General features: G+C 64.1%; 20 protein-coding genes. 10 read left to right on the forward strand and 10 right to left on the reverse strand.

Annotated features, from left to right (window positions below; all coding sequences use genetic code 11):
• Positions 1 to 25: 25 nt before the first annotated feature.
• Positions 26 to 2,080 carry an ATP-dependent DNA helicase RecG gene (gene recG, locus AC4GYS_RS08985; RefSeq protein WP_491108742.1) on the forward strand — a complete coding sequence of 685 codons (2,055 nt, stop codon included), beginning with the start codon at positions 26 to 28 and terminating at the stop codon, positions 2,078 to 2,080.
• Here the strand turns inward: recG and tyrS are convergent.
• Entirely contained in the window at positions 2,072 to 3,319 is a 1,248-nt protein-coding gene (tyrS, locus tag AC4GYS_RS08990) for a tyrosine--tRNA ligase (RefSeq protein ID WP_491108743.1), read from the reverse strand. The genes recG and tyrS overlap by 9 nt on opposite strands.
• A 64-nt stretch (positions 3,320 to 3,383) precedes the next feature.
• Between tyrS and AC4GYS_RS08995 the strand changes: the two genes are divergently transcribed.
• From AC4GYS_RS08995 to AC4GYS_RS09005, 3 genes are read left to right on the forward strand one after another with little or no spacing between them, the layout of a single operon-like run.
• Positions 3,384 to 3,749: a GIY-YIG nuclease family protein gene (locus AC4GYS_RS08995; protein ID WP_491108744.1), complete on the forward strand. Its 366-nt coding sequence runs from the start codon at positions 3,384 to 3,386 to the stop codon at positions 3,747 to 3,749.
• Positions 3,749 to 4,273 carry a DOMON-like domain-containing protein gene (locus AC4GYS_RS09000; protein ID WP_491108745.1) on the forward strand — a complete coding sequence of 175 codons (525 nt, stop codon included), beginning with the start codon at positions 3,749 to 3,751 and terminating at the stop codon, positions 4,271 to 4,273. Before AC4GYS_RS08995 ends, AC4GYS_RS09000 begins: the two co-directional genes overlap by 1 nt.
• Positions 4,270 to 5,472: an exo-beta-N-acetylmuramidase NamZ family protein gene (locus AC4GYS_RS09005; RefSeq protein WP_491108746.1), complete on the forward strand. Its 1,203-nt coding sequence runs from the start codon at positions 4,270 to 4,272 to the stop codon at positions 5,470 to 5,472. Before AC4GYS_RS09000 ends, AC4GYS_RS09005 begins: the two co-directional genes overlap by 4 nt.
• Here the strand turns inward: AC4GYS_RS09005 and AC4GYS_RS09010 are convergent.
• From AC4GYS_RS09010 to AC4GYS_RS09020, 3 genes are all read right to left on the reverse strand, one after another.
• Positions 5,466 to 6,005, reverse strand: a complete 540-nt coding sequence (locus tag AC4GYS_RS09010; RefSeq protein WP_491108747.1) for a phosphatase PAP2 family protein — start codon at positions 6,003 to 6,005, stop codon at positions 5,466 to 5,468. The two genes, AC4GYS_RS09005 and AC4GYS_RS09010, sit on opposite strands and share 7 nt — an antisense overlap.
• Positions 6,006 to 6,014: 9 nt before the next feature.
• Entirely contained in the window at positions 6,015 to 6,449 is a 435-nt protein-coding gene (locus AC4GYS_RS09015; RefSeq protein ID WP_491108748.1) for a hypothetical protein, read from the reverse strand.
• Positions 6,450 to 6,535: 86 nt separating this feature from the next.
• Positions 6,536 to 7,714 carry a vWA domain-containing protein gene (locus tag AC4GYS_RS09020; RefSeq protein ID WP_491108749.1) on the reverse strand — a complete coding sequence of 393 codons (1,179 nt, stop codon included), beginning with the start codon at positions 7,712 to 7,714 and terminating at the stop codon, positions 6,536 to 6,538.
• Positions 7,715 to 7,806: 92 nt separating this feature from the next.
• Here AC4GYS_RS09020 and AC4GYS_RS09025 point away from each other — a divergent pair, with 92 nt between their 5' ends.
• Complete coding sequence (locus tag AC4GYS_RS09025; RefSeq protein ID WP_491108750.1) at positions 7,807 to 9,204, forward strand: methyl-accepting chemotaxis protein; 1,398 nt, start codon at positions 7,807 to 7,809, stop codon at positions 9,202 to 9,204.
• Positions 9,205 to 9,206: 2 nt separating this feature from the next.
• Here the strand turns inward: AC4GYS_RS09025 and AC4GYS_RS09030 are convergent, their stop codons facing one another.
• Together AC4GYS_RS09030 and AC4GYS_RS09035 are read right to left on the reverse strand one after the other, a co-directional pair.
• Entirely contained in the window at positions 9,207 to 10,049 is an 843-nt protein-coding gene (locus AC4GYS_RS09030) for an AAA family ATPase (RefSeq protein ID WP_491108751.1), read from the reverse strand.
• 29 nt (positions 10,050 to 10,078) lie between these two features.
• Complete coding sequence (locus AC4GYS_RS09035; protein WP_491108752.1) at positions 10,079 to 10,753, reverse strand: DUF6975 family protein; 675 nt, start codon at positions 10,751 to 10,753, stop codon at positions 10,079 to 10,081.
• A 184-nt stretch (positions 10,754 to 10,937) separates the two neighbouring features.
• Here AC4GYS_RS09035 and panD point away from each other — a divergent pair, with 184 nt between their 5' ends.
• Together panD and AC4GYS_RS09045 are read left to right on the forward strand one after the other, a co-directional pair.
• Positions 10,938 to 11,360, forward strand: coding sequence for an aspartate 1-decarboxylase (panD, locus tag AC4GYS_RS09040; RefSeq protein WP_491108753.1), 423 nt, complete (start codon positions 10,938 to 10,940; stop codon positions 11,358 to 11,360).
• A 189-nt stretch (positions 11,361 to 11,549) separates the two neighbouring features.
• Complete coding sequence (locus AC4GYS_RS09045; RefSeq protein ID WP_491108754.1) at positions 11,550 to 12,077, forward strand: glycine zipper 2TM domain-containing protein; 528 nt, start codon at positions 11,550 to 11,552, stop codon at positions 12,075 to 12,077.
• A gap of 94 nt (positions 12,078 to 12,171) precedes the next feature.
• On the opposite strand, the gene rpoD is transcribed toward AC4GYS_RS09045, so the two are convergent.
• The 4 genes from rpoD to AC4GYS_RS09065 form a co-directional block, all read right to left on the reverse strand.
• Positions 12,172 to 14,199, reverse strand: a complete 2,028-nt coding sequence (rpoD, locus tag AC4GYS_RS09050; RefSeq protein WP_491108755.1) for an RNA polymerase sigma factor RpoD — start codon at positions 14,197 to 14,199, stop codon at positions 12,172 to 12,174.
• An 11-nt stretch (positions 14,200 to 14,210) separates the two neighbouring features.
• The gene (gene dnaG / locus AC4GYS_RS09055; protein ID WP_491108756.1) at positions 14,211 to 16,052 is read right to left on the reverse strand and encodes a DNA primase; all 1,842 of its coding nucleotides are present in this window, start codon (positions 16,050 to 16,052) and stop codon (positions 14,211 to 14,213) included.
• Positions 16,049 to 16,471, reverse strand: coding sequence for a GIY-YIG nuclease family protein (locus AC4GYS_RS09060; protein WP_491108757.1), 423 nt, complete (start codon positions 16,469 to 16,471; stop codon positions 16,049 to 16,051). The genes dnaG and AC4GYS_RS09060 overlap by 4 nt, the downstream gene beginning before the upstream one ends.
• An 89-nt stretch (positions 16,472 to 16,560) precedes the next feature.
• Positions 16,561 to 17,013, reverse strand: a complete 453-nt coding sequence (locus tag AC4GYS_RS09065) for a GatB/YqeY domain-containing protein (protein WP_491108758.1) — start codon at positions 17,011 to 17,013, stop codon at positions 16,561 to 16,563.
• Positions 17,014 to 17,152: 139 nt separating this feature from the next.
• Between AC4GYS_RS09065 and carA the strand changes: the two genes are divergently transcribed.
• The 3 genes from carA (at position 17,153) to carB (ending at position 22,186) form a co-directional block, all read left to right on the forward strand.
• On the forward strand, positions 17,153 to 18,337 hold the full coding sequence (gene carA / locus AC4GYS_RS09070; protein WP_491108759.1) for a glutamine-hydrolyzing carbamoyl-phosphate synthase small subunit: 1,185 nt from the start codon (positions 17,153 to 17,155) through the stop codon (positions 18,335 to 18,337).
• A 306-nt stretch (positions 18,338 to 18,643) separates the two neighbouring features.
• On the forward strand, positions 18,644 to 18,838 hold the full coding sequence (locus tag AC4GYS_RS09075) for a hypothetical protein (RefSeq protein ID WP_491108760.1): 195 nt from the start codon (positions 18,644 to 18,646) through the stop codon (positions 18,836 to 18,838).
• A complete protein-coding gene (gene carB, locus AC4GYS_RS09080) occupies positions 18,839 to 22,186 on the forward strand; it encodes a carbamoyl-phosphate synthase large subunit (protein ID WP_491108762.1) in 3,348 nt (1,115 codons plus the stop codon). It begins immediately after the preceding gene.
• Positions 22,187 to 22,210 lie beyond the last annotated feature (24 nt).

Raw genomic sequence — 22,210 nt, forward strand, 5'->3', positions numbered from 1 at the left:
AACCAACGGGGCAATCCAGGCTACGATGCGTCCAGAGTTGCTCAATCCGCTATTCACCGAGGTCGAGGCGCTGAAAGGTGTGGGACCGCAGGTCGCGCGTTTGCTCCACCGCTTGGGCCTCGCCAGGCTGATCGACCTGCTGTTCCACTTGCCGACCGGCACCATCGAGCGGGTCCGGGTCGGTGGCGCAAGCGAAGCGGTGCTTGGATCGAACGTCATCTTGCGGGTGACCCCATTCGAAATGCGTTCGTCCGCAGGGCGAGGGCCGACGCGCATCTTCTCTTCGGACGAGGCCGGAAACGTCATCACGCTCGCCTTCTTCAATCATGGGGGCTGGGCGAAGAAGCAGTTGCCGCTGGGCGAGCAGAAAATCGTGTCCGGCCGCCTCGATCGTTATGGCGATCAGTGGCAGATGGTTCATCCCGAGGTTCTGGAGGTCGCCAGAGATGCGGAGCTTTCGCTGCGCGAGGCGGTGTATCCGTTGACGGAGGGACTGACCAGCAAGCGGGTGCGGGAGTTGGTTACGGCGGCGCTGGAGCGCGCGCCGGAATTGCCGGAGTGGATCGAGCCGTCGGTGATCGAGCAGCGACACTGGCTGCCTTGGCGGGTGAGCCTCAACAAAGCGCATACGGAACCGGCGGAGGATGGGTCCAAGGCACGTCTCGCTTATGACGAGATCTTCGCGAACCAGCTGGCGTTGCAGCTGTTGCGAGAGGTTAACCGGCGCAAGCGTGGTGTTCCGCTGCAAGGCGATGGCCGGCTTCGGGAGCGGCTCAAGCTACCTTACGACCTGACGGGCGCCCAGCGGCGGGTGGTGGAGGAGATCCGCGGCGACATGGCGCAGGCGGCGCCCATGTTGCGGCTGCTGCAGGGCGATGTCGGCTCGGGCAAGACGCTGGTGGCGCTGCTGGCGATGCTGGAGGCGGTGGAGGCGGGGGCGCAGGCCGCCTTGCTCGCGCCAACGGAGATCCTTGCCCGGCAGCACCATGCGACCTTGCTCCGGCAGCTCGATCCCATCGGCGTCCGCGTGGCGATCCTGACGGGGCGCGAGAAGGGACGGCCGCGAGACAGCGTTTTGATGGGGCTGGCCGACGGGAGCGTCGATATCCTGATCGGCACCCATGCCATCTTCCAGGAGAAGGTCGGATATCGGAACCTTGGGCTGGCTGTGATCGACGAGCAGCATCGCTTTGGCGTGTCGCAGCGGTTGCTGCTGAGCGCCAAGGCCGAGCGGCCACCGCACCTGCTGGTGATGACCGCGACCCCCATCCCCCGCACCCTGACGCTTACCCAATATGGCGAGATGGACGTCAGCAGGATCGACGAGATGCCCCCGGGCCGGACCCCGGTCGAGACCCGGGTCATCTCCGACGAGCGGCTCGAAGAGGTGATCGAGGGGCTAGCGCGGCATGTCGGGGCGAACGGCCAGGCCTATTGGGTCTGCCCATTGGTGGAGGAAAGCGAGAACAGCGACGCCGCCGCGGCGGAAGAGCGGGCGGCCATTCTGGGCCAGCGCTTCCCGGGCCAGGTCGGGCTGGTGCATGGGCGGATGAAGGGGGCGGACAAGGATGCCGTCATGGCGGCATTCGCCGGCGGCGAGCTGGCAATACTTGTCGCGACGACGGTGATCGAGGTGGGCGTGGACGTTCCCAACGCGACGCTGATGATCATCGAGGGTGCGGAGCGGTTCGGTCTCGCGCAGCTTCATCAATTGCGCGGACGGGTCGGGCGCGGCGAAGGCAAGAGCACCTGCCTGCTGGTCCGTGGGCAGACCCTTAGCGAGACGGGGCGAGCACGGCTGGCGTTAATGCGGGAAACCAGCGACGGCTTCCGCATCGCCGAAGAGGATTTGAGGCTGCGGGGGCCGGGCGAGATCCTTGGCACGCGGCAAAGCGGTGAGGCCGCGTTCCGGCTGGCGACGCCAGAACAGGTGGCGGAACTGGCACCGGCTGCGACCGATGATGCGCGCCTGTTGCTTGATCGCGATGGCGGTTTGAAAGGCCCGCGCGGCGAGGCGGCGCGCCTGTGCCTGTACCTGTTCGAACGCGACCAGGCGGTGGACCTGCTCCGTTCAGGCTGAAATGAGCAGGCCGTGCTTCTTCTTGCCCAGGCTCAGCTTCGCTTGACCATCCACGGTCACGAGCAGCCCAGGATCATTCACCACTTGGTCGTCGATCCTGACCGAGCCTTCGGCGATCTTGCGGCGGGCTTCCTTGTTGGACGGGGTGAAGCCCAGTTCGGTGAGCGCATGCACGATGGTGAGGCCTTCCGCCGGGACTGTCAGGCGCGGCAAATCCTCACCCGCACCGCCACCTGCGAAAGTTTCACGTGCGGTTGCCGCAGCGGCCTCGGCGGCATCGCGGCCGTGGAGCAGGGCGGTCGCCTCCGTCGCAAGCACGATCTTCGCCGCGTTGATGCCGGAACCCTCCTCAGCTTCGAGCCGGGCGATGTCGGCCAGCGGCACGTCGGTGAAGCGGCGCAGGAACTTGCCGACATCCGCGTCCGCCGTGTTGCGCCAGAATTGCCAATAATCGTAGGCGCTTAGCCGATACCCTTCAGGGCCGTCCGAGTTGAGCCAGACGGCGCCGCTTTCCGTCTTGCCCATCTTTCTGCCGTCCGCGGTGGTGACGAGGGGCGTCGTCAGTCCGAACACCTCGACGCCGGCAACCCTGCGCGTGAGGTCGACGCCGTTGACGATGTTGCCCCATTGGTCCGATCCGCCCAGCTGAAGCCGGCAGCCGGTGCGGCGATACAGTTCCAGGAAGTCGTAGCCCTGAAGGATCATATAGTTGAACTCGAGAAACGAGAGCGATTGCTCCCGGTCCAGCCGCAGCTTGACGCTATCGAAACTCAGCATCCGATTGACCGAGAAATGCTGTCCGATCTCCCGCAGGAAGGGAATATATTCGAGGCGGTCGAGCCATTCGCTATTGTCGACCAGCATTGCGTCGGTCGGACCGTCGCCGAAGGTCAGGAAGCGTTCGAACACGCGTTTGATGCCGGCGACGTTGGCGGCGATCTGTTCGTCGGTCAGCAGCTTGCGCGCCTCGTCCTTGAAGCTGGGGTCGCCGATCTTGGAGGTCCCGCCACCCATCAGCACGATCGGCTTGTGCCCGGCCTGTTGCAGCCGGCGCAGGAGCATGATCTGGACCAGGCTGCCGACGTGGAGGCTCGGCGCGGTCGCGTCGAAGCCGATGTAGCCGATGACGATTTCCCTTTCCGCCAGCGCGTCCAGCGCCTTCGGATCGGTCAGCTGATGGAGATAGCCGCGGTCCTCGAGCGTGCGGAGAAGGGTGGATTTGAACGTGGAAGAGCTCATGCCCAACCCTCTAACCCGCTACCCTGAGCTTGTCGAAGGGCTGCCCTTCCGTCAGACACCGAATATGTTCTGGACCGATATGCTTCATTGCCGAGGTGGATATTTTTACACCGGACATGCGGAGGATTTTGACCGGAGAATTGCGGAACATCGGTCTGGACTGATGCCGGGCTTCTCTGCTGATCATCAGCCTATGGAGCTGATTTGGAGTGAGTCCTTCCAGACCCGTGATGACGCGAAAGGGATGGAGAACAGGATTAAGGCGTGGAGCCGGGCGAAGATGGCCCTGATCCGCGGCGACTTCGAAGCCATCTCTCGCCTCGCCAAGACTAAGGGGCCCGACGTCCTGAGCCTGTCGAAGGACTGCCCTTCCTCTGCACCGGTCCAAGATGGAGAGCAGACCTTCGACAAGCTCAGGGCCGCGGACTGATGCGCGTCGCTCTCACTCCTCACCCCGACACACCACCCGGTACCCCCGAGATCTCTATCGAAGTCTGGCTAGACCGGTGGGAGGATGGCCGTGCGGAGCTGAGCTATCACCTGCATGCCGACCCCTCGGACCTCGTGTTGCCCGAACTTCCAAAGGGTCGCGCCGACGGTCTTTGGCGCTCCACTTGCTTCGAATTTTTCGTCGAAACGGAGCAGGGCTACCGCGAGTATAATTTCTCGCCCTCCGGCGCCTGGGCCGCCTATGATTTCGCCAGCTACCGTGAGGGAATGCGGCCGGCAGATCTCGATCTTGATCCGGAAATTCAGGCTGACGAGACGGGTGAGGGGTTCGCTCTGGATGCGGTCATCGATCTGGAAGGCCAAAGGCGGTTCGGTCTTTCCGCGGTGGTCGAGGAACGTTCCGGCACCAAGAGCTATTGGGCACTCGCACATGCACCCGGCAAGCCGGACTTCCACCATCGGGCTTGCTTCGCAGCGACCCTGCCGCCAATCGAGCGTGCATGACCCTCTTCGGTATCGATCGCCTGCTTGCAGACCCTGACCTGCGCCGCCCGCTGGAAGGCAAGCGGGTCGCGCTGCTCGCCCATCCGGCAAGCGTCACTGCCGACCTCACCCACAGCATCGATGCGCTCATCGCCGCCGGGGTGAACGTCACTGCCGCCTTTGGACCCCAGCACGGGCTGAAGGGCGACAAGCAGGACAATATGATGGAGACGCCGGACGAGACTGATCCTCGTCTCGGAATTCCGGTGTTCAGCCTGTACGGTGAGGTACGCCGTCCGACCGGCCAAATGATGAGCACGGCCGATGTGTTCCTGTTCGACCTGCAGGACCTCGGCTGCCGCATCTACACCTTCGTGACGACCCTGCTTTATCTGCTCGAGGCCGCGGCGGAACATGGCAAGACCGTCTGGGTGCTCGATCGCCCCAACCCGGGGGGCCGCCCGGTCGAGGGCACGCTTCTCCAGCCCGGCTGGGAAAGTTTCGTCGGTGCCGGGCCGATGGTGATGCGTCACGGCCTGACCATGGGTGAGATGGGACATTGGTTCATCCGCCACTTCAACCTGCACGTCGACTATCGCGTGATCGAGATGCAGGGATGGCGGCCGGATGAAGCGCCGGGCTTCGGCTGGCCGCAGGATCGCGTTTGGATCAACCCCAGTCCCAACGCTGCCAACCTCAACATGGCCCGGACCTATGCCGGAACGGTGATGCTGGAAGGTGCGACACTAAGCGAGGGGAGGGGCACCACCCGCCCGCTGGAGGTGCTGTTCGGCGCCCCCGACGTGGATGCCCGGGCGGTGTTGGCCGAGATGGAGCGGATCGCGCCCGAGTGGCTGGCAGGGTCAAAATTGCGCGAGGTGTTCTTCGAGCCGACCTTCCACAAGCATGTGCATCAACTGTGCAGTGGCGTCATGATCCACGCCGAGGGCCGTTTCTACGACCACCAGGCGTTTCGTCCATGGCGACTGCAGGCGCTGGCGTTCAAGGCGATCCGCCGGCTTTACCCAGAATACGAGTTGTGGCGCGATTTCCCGTATGAGTACGAGTTCGACAAGTTGGCGATCGATGTCATCAATGGCGGCACGAGCCTGCGCGAATGGGTCGACGATGCGGCTTCGACCGCAGCGGATCTCGAAGCGTTGGCCAAGCGGGATGAGGCAGCCTGGGCCGAGAAGGTCGAGGCAGTGAAGCTCTACTGAGTTTTCAGAGAAACCGGCGGCAGCTGGGTCGAGGATGCGGCGCCGGTTGTTTCCACCGCCCTTTTCCCAAACCATCGCCGGCAAAGAGCATAGCAGCCTAGCATGAGACCGCCGCCGACCAACCCGTCGACGGCGTAGTGCCACCCGAGCGACACGGAGAGCACGAAGATGAGCAGCCCCCCGAGCGCCGCCGGCAGGACCCATCGGCGCGCGAATAGCCAGACCGCCAACACGACCCACGCCGTCGTTGCGATGTGAAGCGAGGGCATGGCCGAAATGCCGGCTCCCGGCCCGAAGGTCGTCGAGTCGTAGATCCGCCATAGATAGTCGGCCAGTTCTGTCGTCTGCGGGGCCGACGCTCCGCCGAAACGGGAACCATAGCCAAGTCGCTCGTAGAAGATCGGGCCCCCCGCCGGTAGCAGGCTATGCACCAGCGGACCGACGATCGACCAAAGCAGGAAGTATGTGGCGAGAAGTGCGTTCTTTCGGGTGGATGGCGGCTGGAACAGCACCAGAACCAACACGGCGATCATCATCGCAAATCAGCCCCGATGATAGAAAAGCGCAAAGCCGTCCGTGTTGAGAAAGGCCGGGGAAAAAGCTGGATCGAAACCGAATAGGGCGCGGTCGATGTCCGCCAGCAGCGGGTCGGCCCAGAATGGCACCAGATAATTGAGAACCGGCTTGGCCCACATGAACGTGATCATATTAAGCCCGCACAAACTGATTCCGATCACGAGGGTCAGCAGGCGTGAACGTTCCTTCACCAGCCAGTCGCGGCAGACTGCGATCGGGTGCGGCACGCCTTGCAACATCATGCGGAGGATGGCGGGGATTGTGACCGCCATCGACAAGGCAAAGGCGGCGAACAACCACAGCGGCAGTAGCGTCAACGCCCCAAGCAACGTGGAATAGCTGGCAGAGGTTGCCAGCGGCACCGCCGCCAGCAAGATCGTCAAACCCGCCCCCCACGGCATCCACCGCTCGTTCTGCATAGCTTGTCCCCCCAGACGAGGGCGGAGACTATCAGGAACACGCCAGTGCGCAAACGATGGGCCGGCGGCTATCTCTTGCGGCTGAGTTCCCGCATGGCCTCGTCCAACCCTTCAAGAGTGAGGGCGTACATCCGGTCGTTCATGAGCTTGCGCAGGATGCTGGTCGACGCGGAGTGGCCCCAATAGGCCTCCGGCGTCGGATTGATCCAGGCGGCGGACGGATAGGTGTCGGTCAGGCGCTTGAGCCATATGGCGCCGGATTCCTCGTTCATATGCTCGATCGAGCCGCCGGCGTGGGTGACCTCGTACGGGCTCATGGCGGCGTCGCCAACGATCACCAGCTTATGGTCGTGCCCGAATTTATGGAGAATGTCCCAGGTCGGCGTCCGGTCGGTGAAGCGACGGCGGTTCTCCTTCCACACGCCTTCGTAGATGCAGTTATGGAAATAGAAATGTTCCAGGTGCTTGAACTCAGTGCGGCAGGCGCTGAAAAGCTCCTCCGCTTGCTTGACGTGCCCGTCCATCGATCCGCCGATGTCGAGAAACAGCAAAAGCTTGACCGCGTTGTGCCGTTCCGGCCGCATCTGAATGTCGAGCCATCCCCGTCGTGCCGTTCCGTCGATGGTGGCGTCCAGGTCCAGTTCGTCCGCGGCGCCTTCGCGGGCGAAGCGGCGCAGGCGGCGGAGTGCGACCTTGATGTTGCGGGTGCCGAGCTCGCGGGTGTCGTCGAGGTCCTTGAACTCGCGCTTTTCCCATATCTTCAACGCCCGTCCGTGACGGCCGGGACCACCGATACGGACGCCCTCAGGATTGTAACCACCATGTCCGAACGGTGAGGTGCCGCCAGTACCGATCCATTTACTCCCGCCGGCGTGACGTTCGTCCTGTTCCTCAAGCCGCTTTCTGAGCGTCTCCATGATCTCCTCCCACGAGCCGAGGGACTTGATCTGTTCCATCTCCTCCGGACTGAGATATATTTCGGCAACCAGCTTCAGCCACTCTTCGGGGATCTGGGCGGTGAGGTCCGCGCCTTCGCCGATTACTCCTTTGAAGACCTCGCCGAAAATCCGATCGAAGCGATCGAGCTGGGTTTCGTCATGAACAAAGACCGAGCGGGCGAGGTAATAGAACTCCTCCGGCGATCGGCCGATCACCTCCGCGTCCATCGCTTCGAGAAGCAGCAAATGCTCTTTCAGCGAGGCCGGAATGCCGCCGCGGCGGAGCGCTTCGACGAAGGAGATGAACATGGGCGAAGGCTTAGCGGGGGTGGCTGGTTAACGAAAGAGTAGGAGCTTGCTGCCACATCGGACGCAATCGAAGTGGGGAGTTAATCGCACCGATGGCTACGGCAGGTATCGAGGAAGTCACGGAGAACGCGGTCCGTGCGGTGGCCCGAGACTGTGGATCGCTGTCGATCGAATGCTCGGACGTCGCCGGTTATGTGCAGGATGTGTCCGAACGAATTTCGGACAACCTGAAAACGCTCGACCTGCTGGAGGAGGTCACTACCCGGCTTCTGGGCGACCAGGCGCGGGTTGCCGATTCGACCGACGAGGCCCGTCTTCTTTCCGAGCAGGCCCGCGCCAAGCTCGATGCCGGCCGGGCCGCGATCGAGGACACCATCGCAGGCTTCAAGGGCCTGACCGAACTCGTAGTCCAGTTGGGCGAGCGCATGGCCGGTTTCGCGACTGCCATGAACCAGGTCCAGACCGTCAGCTCCACCATCGAAGCGATCGCCCGCAAGACCAACATGCTGGCGCTGAACGCAACGATCGAGGCGGCTCGGGCCGGCGATGCGGGGCGCAGTTTCGCGGTGGTCGCGGCCGAGGTGAAGAAGCTGGCGCACGACACGCGCTCGGCCACCAGCCAGATCGCGCTCACCATTGGTGAACTGACCCGAGAGGCGGGTGCGGTCACGACCGAAATCCGGACCGGCGTCGAACGGAGCCGGGCCGCGCAAGTCGGCTTCGGCCAGATCGGCGACACCGTCCGCGAGGTGTCGGAAATCGTCGGGATGGTCGATCGCCAGACCGAGGGCATCGCCCACTCGACCAGCATGATCCAGACCAGCGTCGACCGGGTAAAGGCGAGCCTGACCGACTTCGCGGCCGACGCCCGGGAAAACGGCGGCGCGTTGGTCAAGGCGCAGAAGCGGCTGACCAAGCTGGAGATGATGTCGAATACCATGCTCGACACGCTGGCAAACTCGGGCGCAGAGATCGACGACACGCCGATGATCGTGATTGCTCAAGACGCGATGCGGGCCATCGCCGAGGCTACCGAGCGCGGGATCCTGGCCGGCGAGATCACGATGGATGACGTGTTCGACCGGGCTTACGTACCGATCCCGGGTCGCAATCCCGTCCAGTACGACAATCGCTTCTGCGACTTTTCGGACGAGCACATCCGGCCGATTCTGGATCGGTTCAAGCTGAAGGACGCGCGGGTCATCGGTTCGGCCATCACCAACGTCGACGGCTATCTGCCTACCCATCTATCCGAGCGGTGTCAGACCCCCGGTGACGATCCGGTATGGAACGATGCAAACTGCCGCAATCGCCGCATATTCATGGACGAACAGACCCGGGCCGCCATCGAAAGCGACAAGCCAGCCATGCTGATGACCTATCGGATGGAGCTTGGCGACAAGAGCATCCCGGTGAAGAACGTCTTCGTGCCGCTTTACGTGAACGGCCGGCGCTGGGGTAATTTCGAACTCGCCTACCGCGACGAGTAAGCCTAGCCCTTGCGGCGGGCCATGAAGGCGAGGCGTTCGAACAGCATCACGTCGGCTTCGTTCTTGATCAGCGCGCCGTGCAAAGGCGGAATCGCCTTGGTCGGATCGCGATCCTGCAGCACGTCCAGCGGCAAGTCCTCGTGCAGCAGCAGCTTCAGCCAGTCCAGCAACTCACTGGTAGACGGCTTTTTCTTGAGGCCGGGCACTTCGCGCACGTCGTAGAAGATGTCGAGCGCCTTCCCGACCAGGATTTTCTGGATGCCGGGGAAGTGAACGTCCACGATCCTCTCCATCGTCGTCCGGTCGGGAAAGGCGATGTAGTGGAAGAAGCAGCGGCGCAGGAAGGCGTCGGGAAGCTCCTTTTCGTTATTGGAAGTGATCACGACCACCGGGCGCTCGGCCGCCTTGACCGTTTCGCCGGTCTCGTAGACGTGGAATTCCATCCGATCGAGCTCCTGGAGAAGATCGTTCGGGAATTCGATATCAGCCTTGTCGATCTCGTCGATCAGCAGGACGGGGAGCTTGGGCGAGGTAAAGGCGTCCCATAGCTTGCCGCGCTTGATGTAGTTGCGGATATCGTGGACCCGCTCGTCGCCGAGTTGGCCGTCGCGGAGCCGCGCCACCGCATCATATTCGTAGAGGCCCTGGTGGGCTTTGGTGGTGGATTTCACATGCCATTCGATCAGCGGCGCGCCGAGAGCGGCGGCGATCTCGTGGGCGAGGACGGTCTTTCCAGTCCCGGGCTCACCCTTCACCAGCAGGGGGCGGCGGAGGGTGACGGCGGCATTGACCGCGACCTTCAGGTCGGGCGTTGCGACGTAATCGGAGGTGCCTTCGAAGCGCATCCCCCGCAGTTATCGCGGCGGCGCGCCGTTTAATAGTCCTCGCGGGCTTCGGAGCGCGCTTCGAGCAGGTCGAACAATGCCCGGTGCTGGAGCAGAAGCTGTTCCGCGCCGAATCGGATCGCGCGGTCGGGTCCGATCCCCTCCGCGGCGAGTGCCAGCACCTCGGCGATTTCGGATTCGCCCGGAAGCTCGGCAGGGGGAACGGACACGCCGACGCGGGCTGCAGCGCGTTCCAGCAGGGGACGGATGTCGCGCCAGTCACTGAGAAGGGCGGTAGCGGCGCCAAGCGGGCAGCCGGCCCGTTCGGACCGGGCGAGAGTTTCCAGTGCATGACGCTGGGCCATGATCGCGGCCTCGGTCTCCGCATGACCCGGAGTGGACGGCGCGGGACCAACGGCCGAGACGAGACGGACCAGCAATTGCCGCTCGCGATCGAAAGCGGCGGCAGCTTCCGCAAGCCACTCTCGCACGGGTCCGGCGGGGCATTGGCCAAGCGCCAGGTCAAGCAGCGACGGCAGTCCGGCGTACAGATGGCCGATCAGATGCACCAAATCGTCGAGATCGCGGCCCGTGCTGGCATCGTGAAGAACGGCGAGATCCTGGACGTAGGGATGGCCTGCGCTCCCGGCGGCGGACATCCGCGCCGCATGCGCGCTTGCCGCGCTGGGGCTCGCCATCCGTTCCGCCATTTGAGATCCCGCCATGCCTGCTCCTTCACCTGCTCTGTCCTGATCCCGACAGTAGTTGGCGGAGAGACGTAAGCGGTCGGCGTAAAGAGGGGGTTGATGCGCCGGTAAGGAGTCGTTCGGACAGATTACGATCCGTGCCGTATTGGGACGTATGCCCCGATGATTTGCTGCGAGTGCGAAAAGGAGTAAAGGCGAGCGCATGATGCGCACCATGCTGAAGTCCAAGATTCACCGGGCGACGGTCACGCAGGCCGACCTTCATTATGTGGGCTCGGTCACGGTCGATGAAGACCTGCTGGACGCGGCGGACCTGTTGCCGGGCGAGCGGGTGGCGATTGTCGACATCAGCAATGGCGCCCGGCTGGAAACCTATGTCATCCCGGGGCAGCGCGGCAGCGGTGTCATCGGCATCAACGGCGCTGCCGCTCGCCTGGTGCACCCTGGCGACCTGGTTATCCTGATCGCTTATGGCCTGATGACGGACGAGGAAGCGCGCACTGTCAAGCCGAAGGTCGTGCACGTCAATTCGGAGAACCAGCTGATCGAAGTCGGCAGCGATCCGGCCGAGGCCGTTCCGGGGGAGCCGCACCAGGAACGTGGCGATCTGATCAGCGCCAAGTAGCGCGTGCGCGGCTTCTGCTTACGTCTCTCGCGGGGAGGAGGTCATTCAACACCGGTGATCGCGACGCTCTCATGATTAGCTGAACAGTCGGCAACCGAACGTTGTTTTGCGTTCACGCAACCCAGCGCTGCCAGCGCGGGTTAATCCGGCACATGGTCTCTTTATGGGGTCATTTGCAGGAGAATATGCATGAAGCCGATCATTCTTGCCGCCGGAGCGGCCGTGCTTGCAGTCCCGATGGCGGTCGCCACCCCGGCGGAGGCTCAGTCGCGCAATTACAACCGCGAGGTCCGCGAGTGTAATCGCGAACTGCGCCGGGCGGACAGCCGCAAGGAGTACCGCCAGGAACTGCGCGAATGCCGCCGTGAGCTCCGCCGGGCGCAGGCGCGGGATTATCGCCAGTACAACCGCTACGACTACAATCGTTATGAGCCGGGCCAGCGCCGCTACTATGCGGACCGTTACTATCGCAGCGGCAGCTACTACCCCGACCGTCGCCTGAGCTACAACGACCGCATCTATCGCGGTCAGAACGGTCGCTATTACTGTCGTCGCGGTGACGGCACGACCGGCCTGATCGTCGGTGCGGGTGTCGGTGCGCTGCTGGGCAATCAGCTGAACATCGGCGGTTCGACCACCCTTCGCACCATCGCCGGCGGCGCGATCGGCGCGGCGCTGGGCCAGGCGATCACCCGCGGCAACCTGCGCTGCGATTAATCACCCAAGCTCTCTGAGCGAGGGGAAGGGCCGGCCTTCGGGTCGGCCCTTTTTTCGTCTGTAAGCCCCGGTTCCCCAGCCTAGCTGCGCGCGATTACTGATCCAGGAAACTCCGCATCTTTCGCGAGCGGCTGGGATGCTTCAGCTTCCGCAGGGCCTTGGCCTCGATCTGGCGGATGCGTTCGCGGGTGACGCTGAACTGCTGGCCGACCTCTTCCAGCGTGTGATCGGTGTTCATGCCGATGCCGAAGCGCATGCGCAGCACGCGTTCCTCGCGCGGGGTGAGGCTCGCGAGGACCCGGGTGACGGTTTCCTTGAGGTTGGCCTGGATCGCGGCGTCAACCGGGATGACCGCGTTCTTGTCCTCGATAAAGTCGCCCAGGTGGCTGTCTTCCTCGTCGCCGATCGGGGTTTCGAGGCTGATCGGCTCCTTGGCGATCTTCATCACCTTGCGGACCTTTTCCAAGGGCATGGAAAGGCGCTCGGCAAGTTCCTCGGGCGTTGGCTCGCGGCCGGTTTCGTGGAGAAACTGGCGGGAGGTGCGGACCAGCTTGTTGATGGTCTCGATCATGTGCACCGGAATGCGGATGGTGCGGGCCTGGTCGGCGATCGAGCGGGTGATCGCTTGGCGGATCCACCAGGTGGCGTAGGTCGAGAATTTGTAGCCGCGGCGATACTCAAACTTGTCGACCGCCTTCATCAGACCGATGTTGCCTTCCTGGATGAGGTCCAGGAACTGCAGGCCGCGGTTGGTGTATTTCTTGGCGATGGAGATGACGAGGCGCAAATTGGCCTCGACCATTTCCTTCTTGGCGATGCGGGCTTCGCGCTCGGCCTTCTGGACCTGGTTCACGATTTTGCGGAACTCGGCCAGGTTCATGCCGGTGGCCTGCGCGATCTCGGCCATTTCGCCGCGGATACGGTCGATCGTGTCGCGCTCTGAGGTGGCGAAGGCGGCCCATTTCTTGTCGGTGCCGGAGACGCTGTCGAGCCAGCCGTCGTCGAGCTCACGCCCCATGTAGCTGTCGAGGAACGCCTTGCGGGGGACGCGGTGGCGCTCGGCGAGGCGCAGCATCTGGCCGCCCAACGCGGTCAAGCGGCGGTTGTAGCTGTAGAGCTGCTCGACGAGATATTCGATCTTTGAGCCGTGGAACTGGACGCTCTCCACCTCGGCGGTGAGCTGTTCGGAGAGCTTCTGGTATTTCTTCTCTTCGGCCGGAGGATAGCCTGCGCCTGAGCCCATGGCGTCGAGCCGCGCCTGCTGAAGCTTGGCGAATTTCTTGTAGAGCGCGGTGATGCCGGCAAACTTCTCAAGCGCCATCGGCTTGAGCTGTTCCTCCATCTGGGCGAGGCTGAGGGTGTTGTCCTCTTCCTCTTCCTCCGCCGGCTTGGGCGTGCGGCGGTCGACCATGTCGTCGTCCTCGTCGGACGCGGCGGGTTCCTCCTCCGGCTCTTCCTCTTCCTTGATGGTCGGGCCGGCGGCGGCAGCGCTGATCTCGCCATCGCCGTCGCCTTCTTCTTCCGAGGCGTTGATCTGCTCAGCGGTCGGCCCCTTGGACAGCATGGCTTCGAGATCCAGGATCTCACGCAGCTGCATGCGGCCTTCGTTGAGGGCGGTCGACCAATCGATGATGGCGTTGAAGGTGATCGGGCTTTCACACAAGCCCCAGATCATGGTGTCGCGGCCGGCTTCGATCCGCTTGGCGATTGCGATTTCGCCCTCGCGAGAGAGGAGCTCCACGGCCCCCATCTCCCGCAAGTACATGCGGACGGGGTCGTCGGTGCGGTCGACCGCTTCCTTCTTGACGGCAGCCGCCGGGCGCGGACCGCCGTCGTCGAGGGGATCGACCTCTTCGGCCTCCGGCTCGTCCTGCTGGTCCTCGTCGTCGGAGTCCTCGGGATTTTCGACCACCGTCACGCCGCGCTCGGACAGGCGCGACATGATGTCCTCGATCATCTCGTTCTGGTCGGCCGGGATTGCCGCGTTGATCTCATCGATCGTGATGGTGCCGCGCTTTTCGGCGCGCGCCATCATCTTCTTGATCGAAGCGTCGTTGAGATCGAGCAGCGGCTCGTCACCGCCCTCGGGCATTTCGGTTTCGGTTGCTTCAGTCTTCGCCATCGTCGCGCCGTCTAGTCGCTGGCGGCAAGTTGCGCCAGACGTTCGTTTGTTTCCATGCGCGCGGCGTGCAGCCGGTGTTGCTCGTCGAACGCGCTCTCGTCGCCAAGCTTCAGCCGTTCGGTGGCCGCCCGGAGCGCCGCGGCGATCTCTGCCTGGGCACTCAAGGTCTCGATCGCGACCTCCAGATCGCGCTGTGCGCGTTCTGGTTCGCTGTCGGGCCGTGTGAAGGTGAAGCTCATGCCGTTGCCGCGCCGCCCCGATTGAAGGAGAGATGCGGCCCCGGCATTTCGCAATATGGTGGCAACGCCCTCGCGATCAAGTTCCTGGCCCGAGTAGGCCGCATCCAGCAACCGGTCACGCAAAGCGGCTGCCTCGCCATCGGGAAAACGCAGGGAGGCCAGCTGCTCGGCGTGGCCGGCGATCGCCTGCGGATACAAGGCCAGGCCGGTCAGCACGGCGCGGGCGAGCGGGCGTTCGATGCCCGTCGATCCAATGGCCCGGGCGGCGCCGCTGGCGGGTGGTTCGGGGGGCACGAAGCCCTTGCCCTTGATCCACTGGCCGCGCCGTTGCTTGCCTTGTTGGAATGCCGGTCGCTGGCGAGAGGTGAGCGCGTCGAAGCGGGTCAGCCATTCGTCGCGATAGAGTTTAGACAGCGAACGGTCACCGATGGCGGCGGCGTGCTGGAGCAGGCGCTGTTTGAGCCCGGCGCGTTCCTCGGGCGTCGCGAGTGGGGAAACGTCGCGTTCGTAGCCCCATAGCTTGTCCACCATCGGTTCTGCGGTCTGGAGGACGGCTTCGAGTGCCTGAGGACCGCCGGCGCGGACAAGGTCGTCGGGATCCTGACCTTCGGGAAGCGAGACGAAGCGAAGCGTTCGCTCCGGACCGAGATGGGGCAGGGCGCGCAGGGCGGCGCGAATGGCGGCGCGCTGGCCGGCGCCGTCGCCGTCGAAGCAAAGGATCGGCGCAGGCGTCATGCGCCACAGCAATTCGAGCTGTGCTTCCGTCAGAGCGGTCCCGTTGGGGGCGACCGCTTCTGCAATCCCGGCACGGTCGAGGGCGATCACGTCCATGTAGCCCTCGACCACGATCACCCGGTTGGTCTGGCGGCTGGCGGGGGAGGCGCGGTCGATGTTGTAAAGCGTCCGGCCCTTGTCGAACAGAACCGTCTCCGGGGAGTTCAGATACTTCGGTTCGCCCCCGCCGAGGATCCGGCCCCCGAAGCCGATCACACGGCCTCGGCGGTCACGGATCGGGATCATCAGCCGGCCGCGGAATCGGTCATAGGTCTCGCCCTCGTCCGGTTTGATCAACAGACCGCAGTCGAGCAGCTTGTCCCCGCCCTGGTCCTTGAGCGCTTCCTTGAGGCGCGTTCGCCCCTGAGGTGCGAGGCCGAGACCGAAGCGCTGAGCGGTGGCGGCGCCGATTCCGCGCTGCTGCAGGTAATCGCGGGCGCCCGCCCCATCGAGGCCATTGAGTTGTTCGGTGAACCAGGCTTGCGCGGCGGCCATGACGTCGTGGAGGGTGGAGGCGCGCTCGGCCTTTTCACGAGTTCGCGGGTCGGAGGCGGGCACCTCCATCCCGGCCTTGGCGGCAAGCTCCTTCACCGCATCCATGAACGGCAGGCCGCGATTGTCGGTCAGGAAGCGAATGGCGTCGCCGTGCGCCTGGCAGCCGAAGCAGTGGTAAAATCCCTTCTCGTCATTGACGTAGAAGGACGGCGTCTTTTCGTTGTGGAACGGGCAACAGGCCTTCCATTCGCGGCCCGCCTTGGTGAGTTTGGCGTGCGGCGCGATGACGGACGAGAGCAAAGTGCGGGCGCGGAGTTCGTCGAGGAAGGCGGGAGAGAGGGTCATCTGTACCCACCTGAAAAATCTTCACGCTCGTCCTGAGCGGAGCGCGAAGCGCGTAGTCGAAGGGCGCTACACTCTTCCTGCGGAGAGTCGCCCTTCGACTTCGCTTCGCTCCGCTCAGGGGGAGCGAGTCGTTCGCGCTTTTCGCTGGAACAAGCTAGTTCGCTGACGCGCGCCCAATCTCGCTCGATCAATGCCTCCTTTTTTGCCCGGGTCCAACCTTTAAGGCGGCGCTCGAACATGAACGCTTCATCGCGGGTCGGAAGCGCTTCGCACCAGACAAGAATTACGGGACGCCGTCGGCTCGTCCAGTCGCTGCCAAAGCCCGCATTGTGCTCGCCGACCCTTTGCTCGATCCTGTCCGTGTGCCCAGCGTAGTATGACCCGTCCGAGCAGCGCAGCAGATACACCCAGAACTGCATAGCCTTTTGCCGGCGCCCTTCGACTTCGCTTCGCTCCGCTCAGGACGAGCGTTTCCGTATCTCAGCTTTCTCGTTCTCGTCCGCGGAGTCTAGCCCAGCAATCCCCGCACCAGCCCGCTGGCCCGGGCCGGCTCAATGCTGGTGGCATGGCGTTCCTTCACCAGCGCCATGACCCGGCCCATGTCCTTCATGCTCGACGCGCCCGTCTCCGCGATGATCGCCTGGATCGCGGCTCTCGCCTCGTCTTCGCTCAACTGCTGCGGCAGGAAGCGTTCGATGACGGCGATCTCGGCCTCCTCGGTGGCGGCCAGCTCCTCGCGGCCGCCCTTGCGGTAAAGGTCGACCGATTCGCGGCGCTGCTTGATCATCTTCTGCAGCACTTCGGTGACCAGCATGTCGTCGTCGTCCGGCGCCTTGCCGGTGCGAGCTTCGATATCGCGGTTCTTGATGGCGCTCTGGATCAGGCGGATGGTGCCGGTGGAGGCCTTGTCCCCGCCCTTCATGGCGGTCACCAGCGCGGTCTTGATATCGTCTCGGATCATCACACTCGTCTCGAAGCGGAAACGGCCAGCCCTAATGCCAAGACGCGAGCCTGACCAGCCGTTGACCGAGGCGGAAGATGGGCCTAGCCGGGGCTCTTAGCGACATCGCCGCAACACGCTTGTCAGGAGCCTCCACCCGATGGCCAGTCCTTCGCCCACGCCTGCGCCTCCTCCAGGTGCGACGGGGGCGTTGGTGTTCGCCGACGGGCGCATCGCCTGGGGGCAGGGGTTCGGGGCCGAGGGCGAGGCGGTGGGGGAGCTGTGCTTCAACACGGCCATGACCGGTTATCAGGAGGTGATGACCGACCCCAGCTATGCGCGGCAGGTGGTGGCGTTCACCTTTCCCCACATCGGCAACGTCGGCGCGAACGACGAGGACGTGGAGGCGGACGACCCGCACGCGCTGGGGTGCATCGTCCGGGAGGCGGTGACCTCGCCGTCCAACTTTCGCAGCCAGGTCGACTTTCCCGAATGGATGAAGAGGCATGAGCGGATCGGGATCGCCGGGCTCGACACGCGCGCGCTGACCCGGCTGGTCCGCAAGGAGGGCCCGCCGCATGTGGTCATCGCGCACCGGGCGGACGGTCAGTTCGATGTTTCGGCCTTGCAGAAGATGGCGGCGGAGTGGCCGGGGCTGGAGGGCATGGACCTTGCCCGTGACGTCAGCCGCGAGCAGGTCGAGCATTGGTCAGGCGGCAAGTGGGACCTGGAGATCGGCTATGGCGACTCTCCCCTGCCTCACGCGCTGGGCGAGCCGCAGCGGCCGCACGTCGTCGCGATCGATTATGGCTCCAAGCGCAACATCTTCCGCAATTTGGTCGAGGCCGGCGCGCGGGTGACGATCCTGCCCGCGACCGCCTCGTTCGAGGAGGTGATGAGCCACGATCCGGACGGCTTCTTCCTGTCGAACGGCCCCGGCGATCCGGCGGCGACGGGGGAGTATGCCATTCCGGTGATTAGGGCGATGCTGGATACGGGCAAGCCGCTGTTCGGCATCTGTCTTGGCCATCAGTTACTGGCGCTGGCGGTCGGCGGAAAGACGAGCAAGATGTTCCAGGGGCATCGCGGGGCGAACCACCCGGTCAAAAGGATGGCCGACGGCGCGGTCGAGATCACAGCCATGAACCACGGCTTCGCGGTCGAGCGCGATGGCCTGCCGAACAGCGTCCGCGAAACGCATGTGTCGCTGTTCGATGGCTCGAACTGCGGGATCGAGCTGGTCGACCGACCTGCGTTCAGCGTTCAGTATCACCCGGAGGCCAGCCCGGGGCCACAGGACAGCTTCTATGTGTTCGAGCGGTTTGTGGGGATGATGAAAGGCTAAGAGATGGCAGTCGTGAAGCGCTTTTCGATCGAAAACCAGAACTCACGAGTGGGTCACACGGAGTGCTCTGGCGTAATTCGCGCAGTCGAGTTGAATGGTGAAAAGTTCATTCAGATCGACACCTATGGGTCAAGCAATCGGGAGATGCCCGACAAACTCTCTCAGTCACTGCGACTTACCGGAGAAGCCTTCGAACAGCTGAAGCGGCTTGGAGAGAGCCACTTCTAATTCGCACCTAAGTCGGGTTCGTCTGGGTTCAGTTGCTCTCAGGTTTAGTTTGCGGATCATTAAGGAGGGCGAAAATCGATGAAGTTCAAATACCTGGTTGCCCAGTACTGGAGCATTGAAGGATGGGACAGGCCTGGCATGCAGGCCCGAACGCTTGAGGAGGGTTTGAACGATCTCGGGGGTCAAGGTTGGGAGTTAGTGCTAGCGCTTTCCGAAGCTGCTCCGAAAGGCGAAGACACTCTCACTGAATACTATTTCAAGCAGCCAATCTAGATGCCCCGCCGCACCGACATCTCCTCCATCCTCATCATCGGCGCCGGCCCGATCGTCATCGGCCAGGCGGCGGAGTTCGATTATTCGGGCAGCCAGGCGGTGAAGGCGCTGAAGGCCGAGGGCTATCGCGTGATCGTGGTCAACTCCAACCCGGCGACGATCATGACCGATCCGGAGCTTGCGCATGCGACTTATATCGAGCCGATCACGCCGGAAATCGTGGCCAAGATCATCGATGCGGAGCGGCCGGATGCGCTGCTGCCGACGATGGGCGGGCAGACGGCGCTGAACACGGCGCTGTCGCTCTTCAAGGACGGGACGCTCGACCGGCTCGGGGTGGAGTTGATCGGGGCCAATGCGGCGGCGATCGAGAAGGCGGAGGACCGGCAGAAGTTCCGCGACGCGATGGACGCGATCGGGCTGGAGAGCCCCAAGTCCGCCGTGGTCCACTCGGTCGAGGAAGCGATGGCGGCGCTCGACACGGTCGGGCTGCCGGCGGTCATCCGGCCGAGCTTCACACTGGGCGGGACGGGCGGCGGCATTGCCTACAACCGCGACGAATATGTCGCCATCGTCCGCTCCGGCCTCGAAGCCTCGCCCACGACCGAGGTGTTGATCGACGAGAGCGTCGTCGGCTGGAAGGAGTATGAGATGGAGGTGGTCCGCGACCGGGCGGACAATGCCATCATCATCTGCTCGATCGAGAATGTGGACCCGATGGGGGTGCACACCGGGGACTCGATCACCGTCGCCCCGGCGCTGACGCTGACCGACAAGGAATATCAACGGATGCGCTCCGCCAGCATCGCAGTGCTGCGGGAAATCGGTGTTGAAACAGGCGGTTCCAACGTCCAGTTCGCAGTCGATCCCAAGACCGGGCGGATGCTGGTGATCGAAATGAACCCGCGTGTCTCGCGCTCGTCGGCGCTGGCGAGCAAGGCAACCGGCTTCCCCATCGCCAAGGTCGCGGCCAAGCTGGCGGTCGGCTACACGCTGGACGAGATCGCCAACGATATCACCGGCGGTGCGACGCCGGCCAGCTTCGAGCCGACGATCGATTATGTGGTCACCAAGATCCCGCGCTTCACCTTCGAGAAGTTCAAGGGCGCGAGCGGCACGCTGACCACCGCGATGAAGTCGGTGGGCGAGGTGATGGCGATCGGGCGGTCTTTCGCGGAGAGCCTGCAGAAGGCGTTGCGCGGGCTGGAGATCGGACTGTGCGGGCTCGACCGGGTGCGGCACCTGGAACATGCGTCGGCCGAACAGATCGAGGCGGCGCTGTCCTCGCCGACGCCCGACCGGCTGCTGGTCGCGGCGGAGGCGCTGCGGCACGGCTTCACGGTCGAGCGGATCCACCAGCTGGCCGGGTTCGACCCCTGGTTCCTGGAGCGGCTGGCGGAGATCGTTCGGGCCGAGGGTCAGGTGCGGGCGCTGGGGCTGCCGAACGACGCGGCGGGCCTGAGGCGGCTGAAAGGCATGGGCTTTTCCGACGCTCGGCTTGGCCAATTGTCGCTGCGCTCGATCGGCGCACCCAGGGGCATGAGCGAGGCGGTGGCGGCAAGCGGCGGCGGGATCGTCCATGAGGCGATGCGGGCGATGACCGGCGGGGTCACCGCGTCCGAAGTGCGCAAGTTGCGGCAGAAGCTGGGCGTGTTCCCGGTCTACAAGCGGATCGACAGTTGCGCGGCCGAGTTCGACGCGTCCACGCCCTATCTTTACTCGACTTATGAAGCGCCGTTGTTCGACGTTCCGGAGGATGAGGCGGAGGTTTCAGATCGCAAGAAGGTGATGATCCTCGGCGGCGGACCGAACCGGATCGGGCAGGGGATCGAGTTCGACTATTGCTGCTGCCACGCGGCCTTCGCGTTGGGCCGCGATGGGGTTGGGCATGAGGTCATCATGGTCAACTGCAACCCGGAGACGGTCTCGACCGACCCGGACACGTCCGACCGCCTCTATTTCGAACCGCTGACCGCCGAGGACGTGCTGGAGATCGTCCGGCGCGAGCAGGAGAAGGGCGAGCTGCTTGGCGTGATCGTCCAGCTGGGCGGGCAGACGCCGCTCAAGCTGGCGGCGGAGCTGCAGGCGGCGGGGGTGCCGATCCTGGGCACCTCGCCCGACAGCATCGACCTGGCCGAAGACCGGGAACGGTTCGCGGCGCTGGTCACGCGATTGAAGCTGCAGCAGCCGGAGAATGGCCTTGCGCGCAGTCGGGACGAGGCGCTGATAGTCGCAGAGCGGATCGGCTATCCGGTGCTGCTGCGGCCATCTTATGTGCTCGGCGGACGGGCGATGGAGGTGGTGGACGGCCCGGCCCAGCTCGACAACTATATCGCGACGGCGGTGGAGGTGTCGGGCAACTCGCCGGTCCTGATCGACCGTTATCTGCGCGATGCGGTCGAGGTGGACGTGGATGCCATCTGCGACGGAACCGAGGTGGTCGTCGCTGGGGTGCTCGAGCATATTGAAGAGGCCGGGGTCCACTCGGGCGACAGCGCCTGCTCCATTCCGCCGTACAGCCTGCCGCCTGAAATCGTGGCCGAGATCGAACGCCAGACGGAAGCGCTTGCGCTCGAGCTCAAGGTTCGCGGGCTGATGAACGTGCAATATGCGGTGAAGGACGGGCAGGTCTATCTGATCGAGGTCAATCCGCGCGCCAGCCGGACGGTGCCGTTCACCGCCAAGTCGATCGGACTGCCGGTGGCCAAGATCGCCGCGCGGGTCATGGCTGGCGAGAAGCTGGCCGACCTCCCCCCGATCCGCCGCGATCTCAACTACACGGCCGTCAAGGAATCGGTGTTCCCCTTTGCGCGCTTCCCCGGGACCGACCCGGTGCTCGGACCGGAAATGAAGAGCACCGGCGAAGTCATGGGAATCGCGGACGATTTCGAGATGGCGTTCGCCAAGTCCCAGATCGGTGCGGGTGTCGTGTTGCCGACCAGCGGGACGCTGTTCGTGTCGGTCAAGAACAGCGACAAGGATTCGATCATTCCCGCGGTGAAGATCATGGTCGACCAGGGCTTCCGGTTGATCGCGACGGGCGGCACCTGCGATCATCTGCTCGCCCAGGGGCTGGAGGTCGAGCGGGTCAACAAGGTCGCGCAGGGGCGGCCGCACATCGTGGACCGGATCGTGGATGGCGATGTCGACCTGATCTTCAACACCACGGAAGGCTGGCAGTCGCTGAAGGACAGCCAGTCGATCCGGGCGACCGCGCTCAATCGCAAGGTGCCGTACTTCACGACGGTTGCCGCTAGCCTGGCGGTGGCGAAGGCGATTGCCGCCACCGAGGGCCGCTCGCTTGAAGTCCGGTCGCTGCAGTCCTATTATTCCGCCCTCGAAAGATAAACCTCCCATGAACCTGCGCCACTG

This window comes from Sphingomonas sp. SP1 (assembly GCF_058313395.1).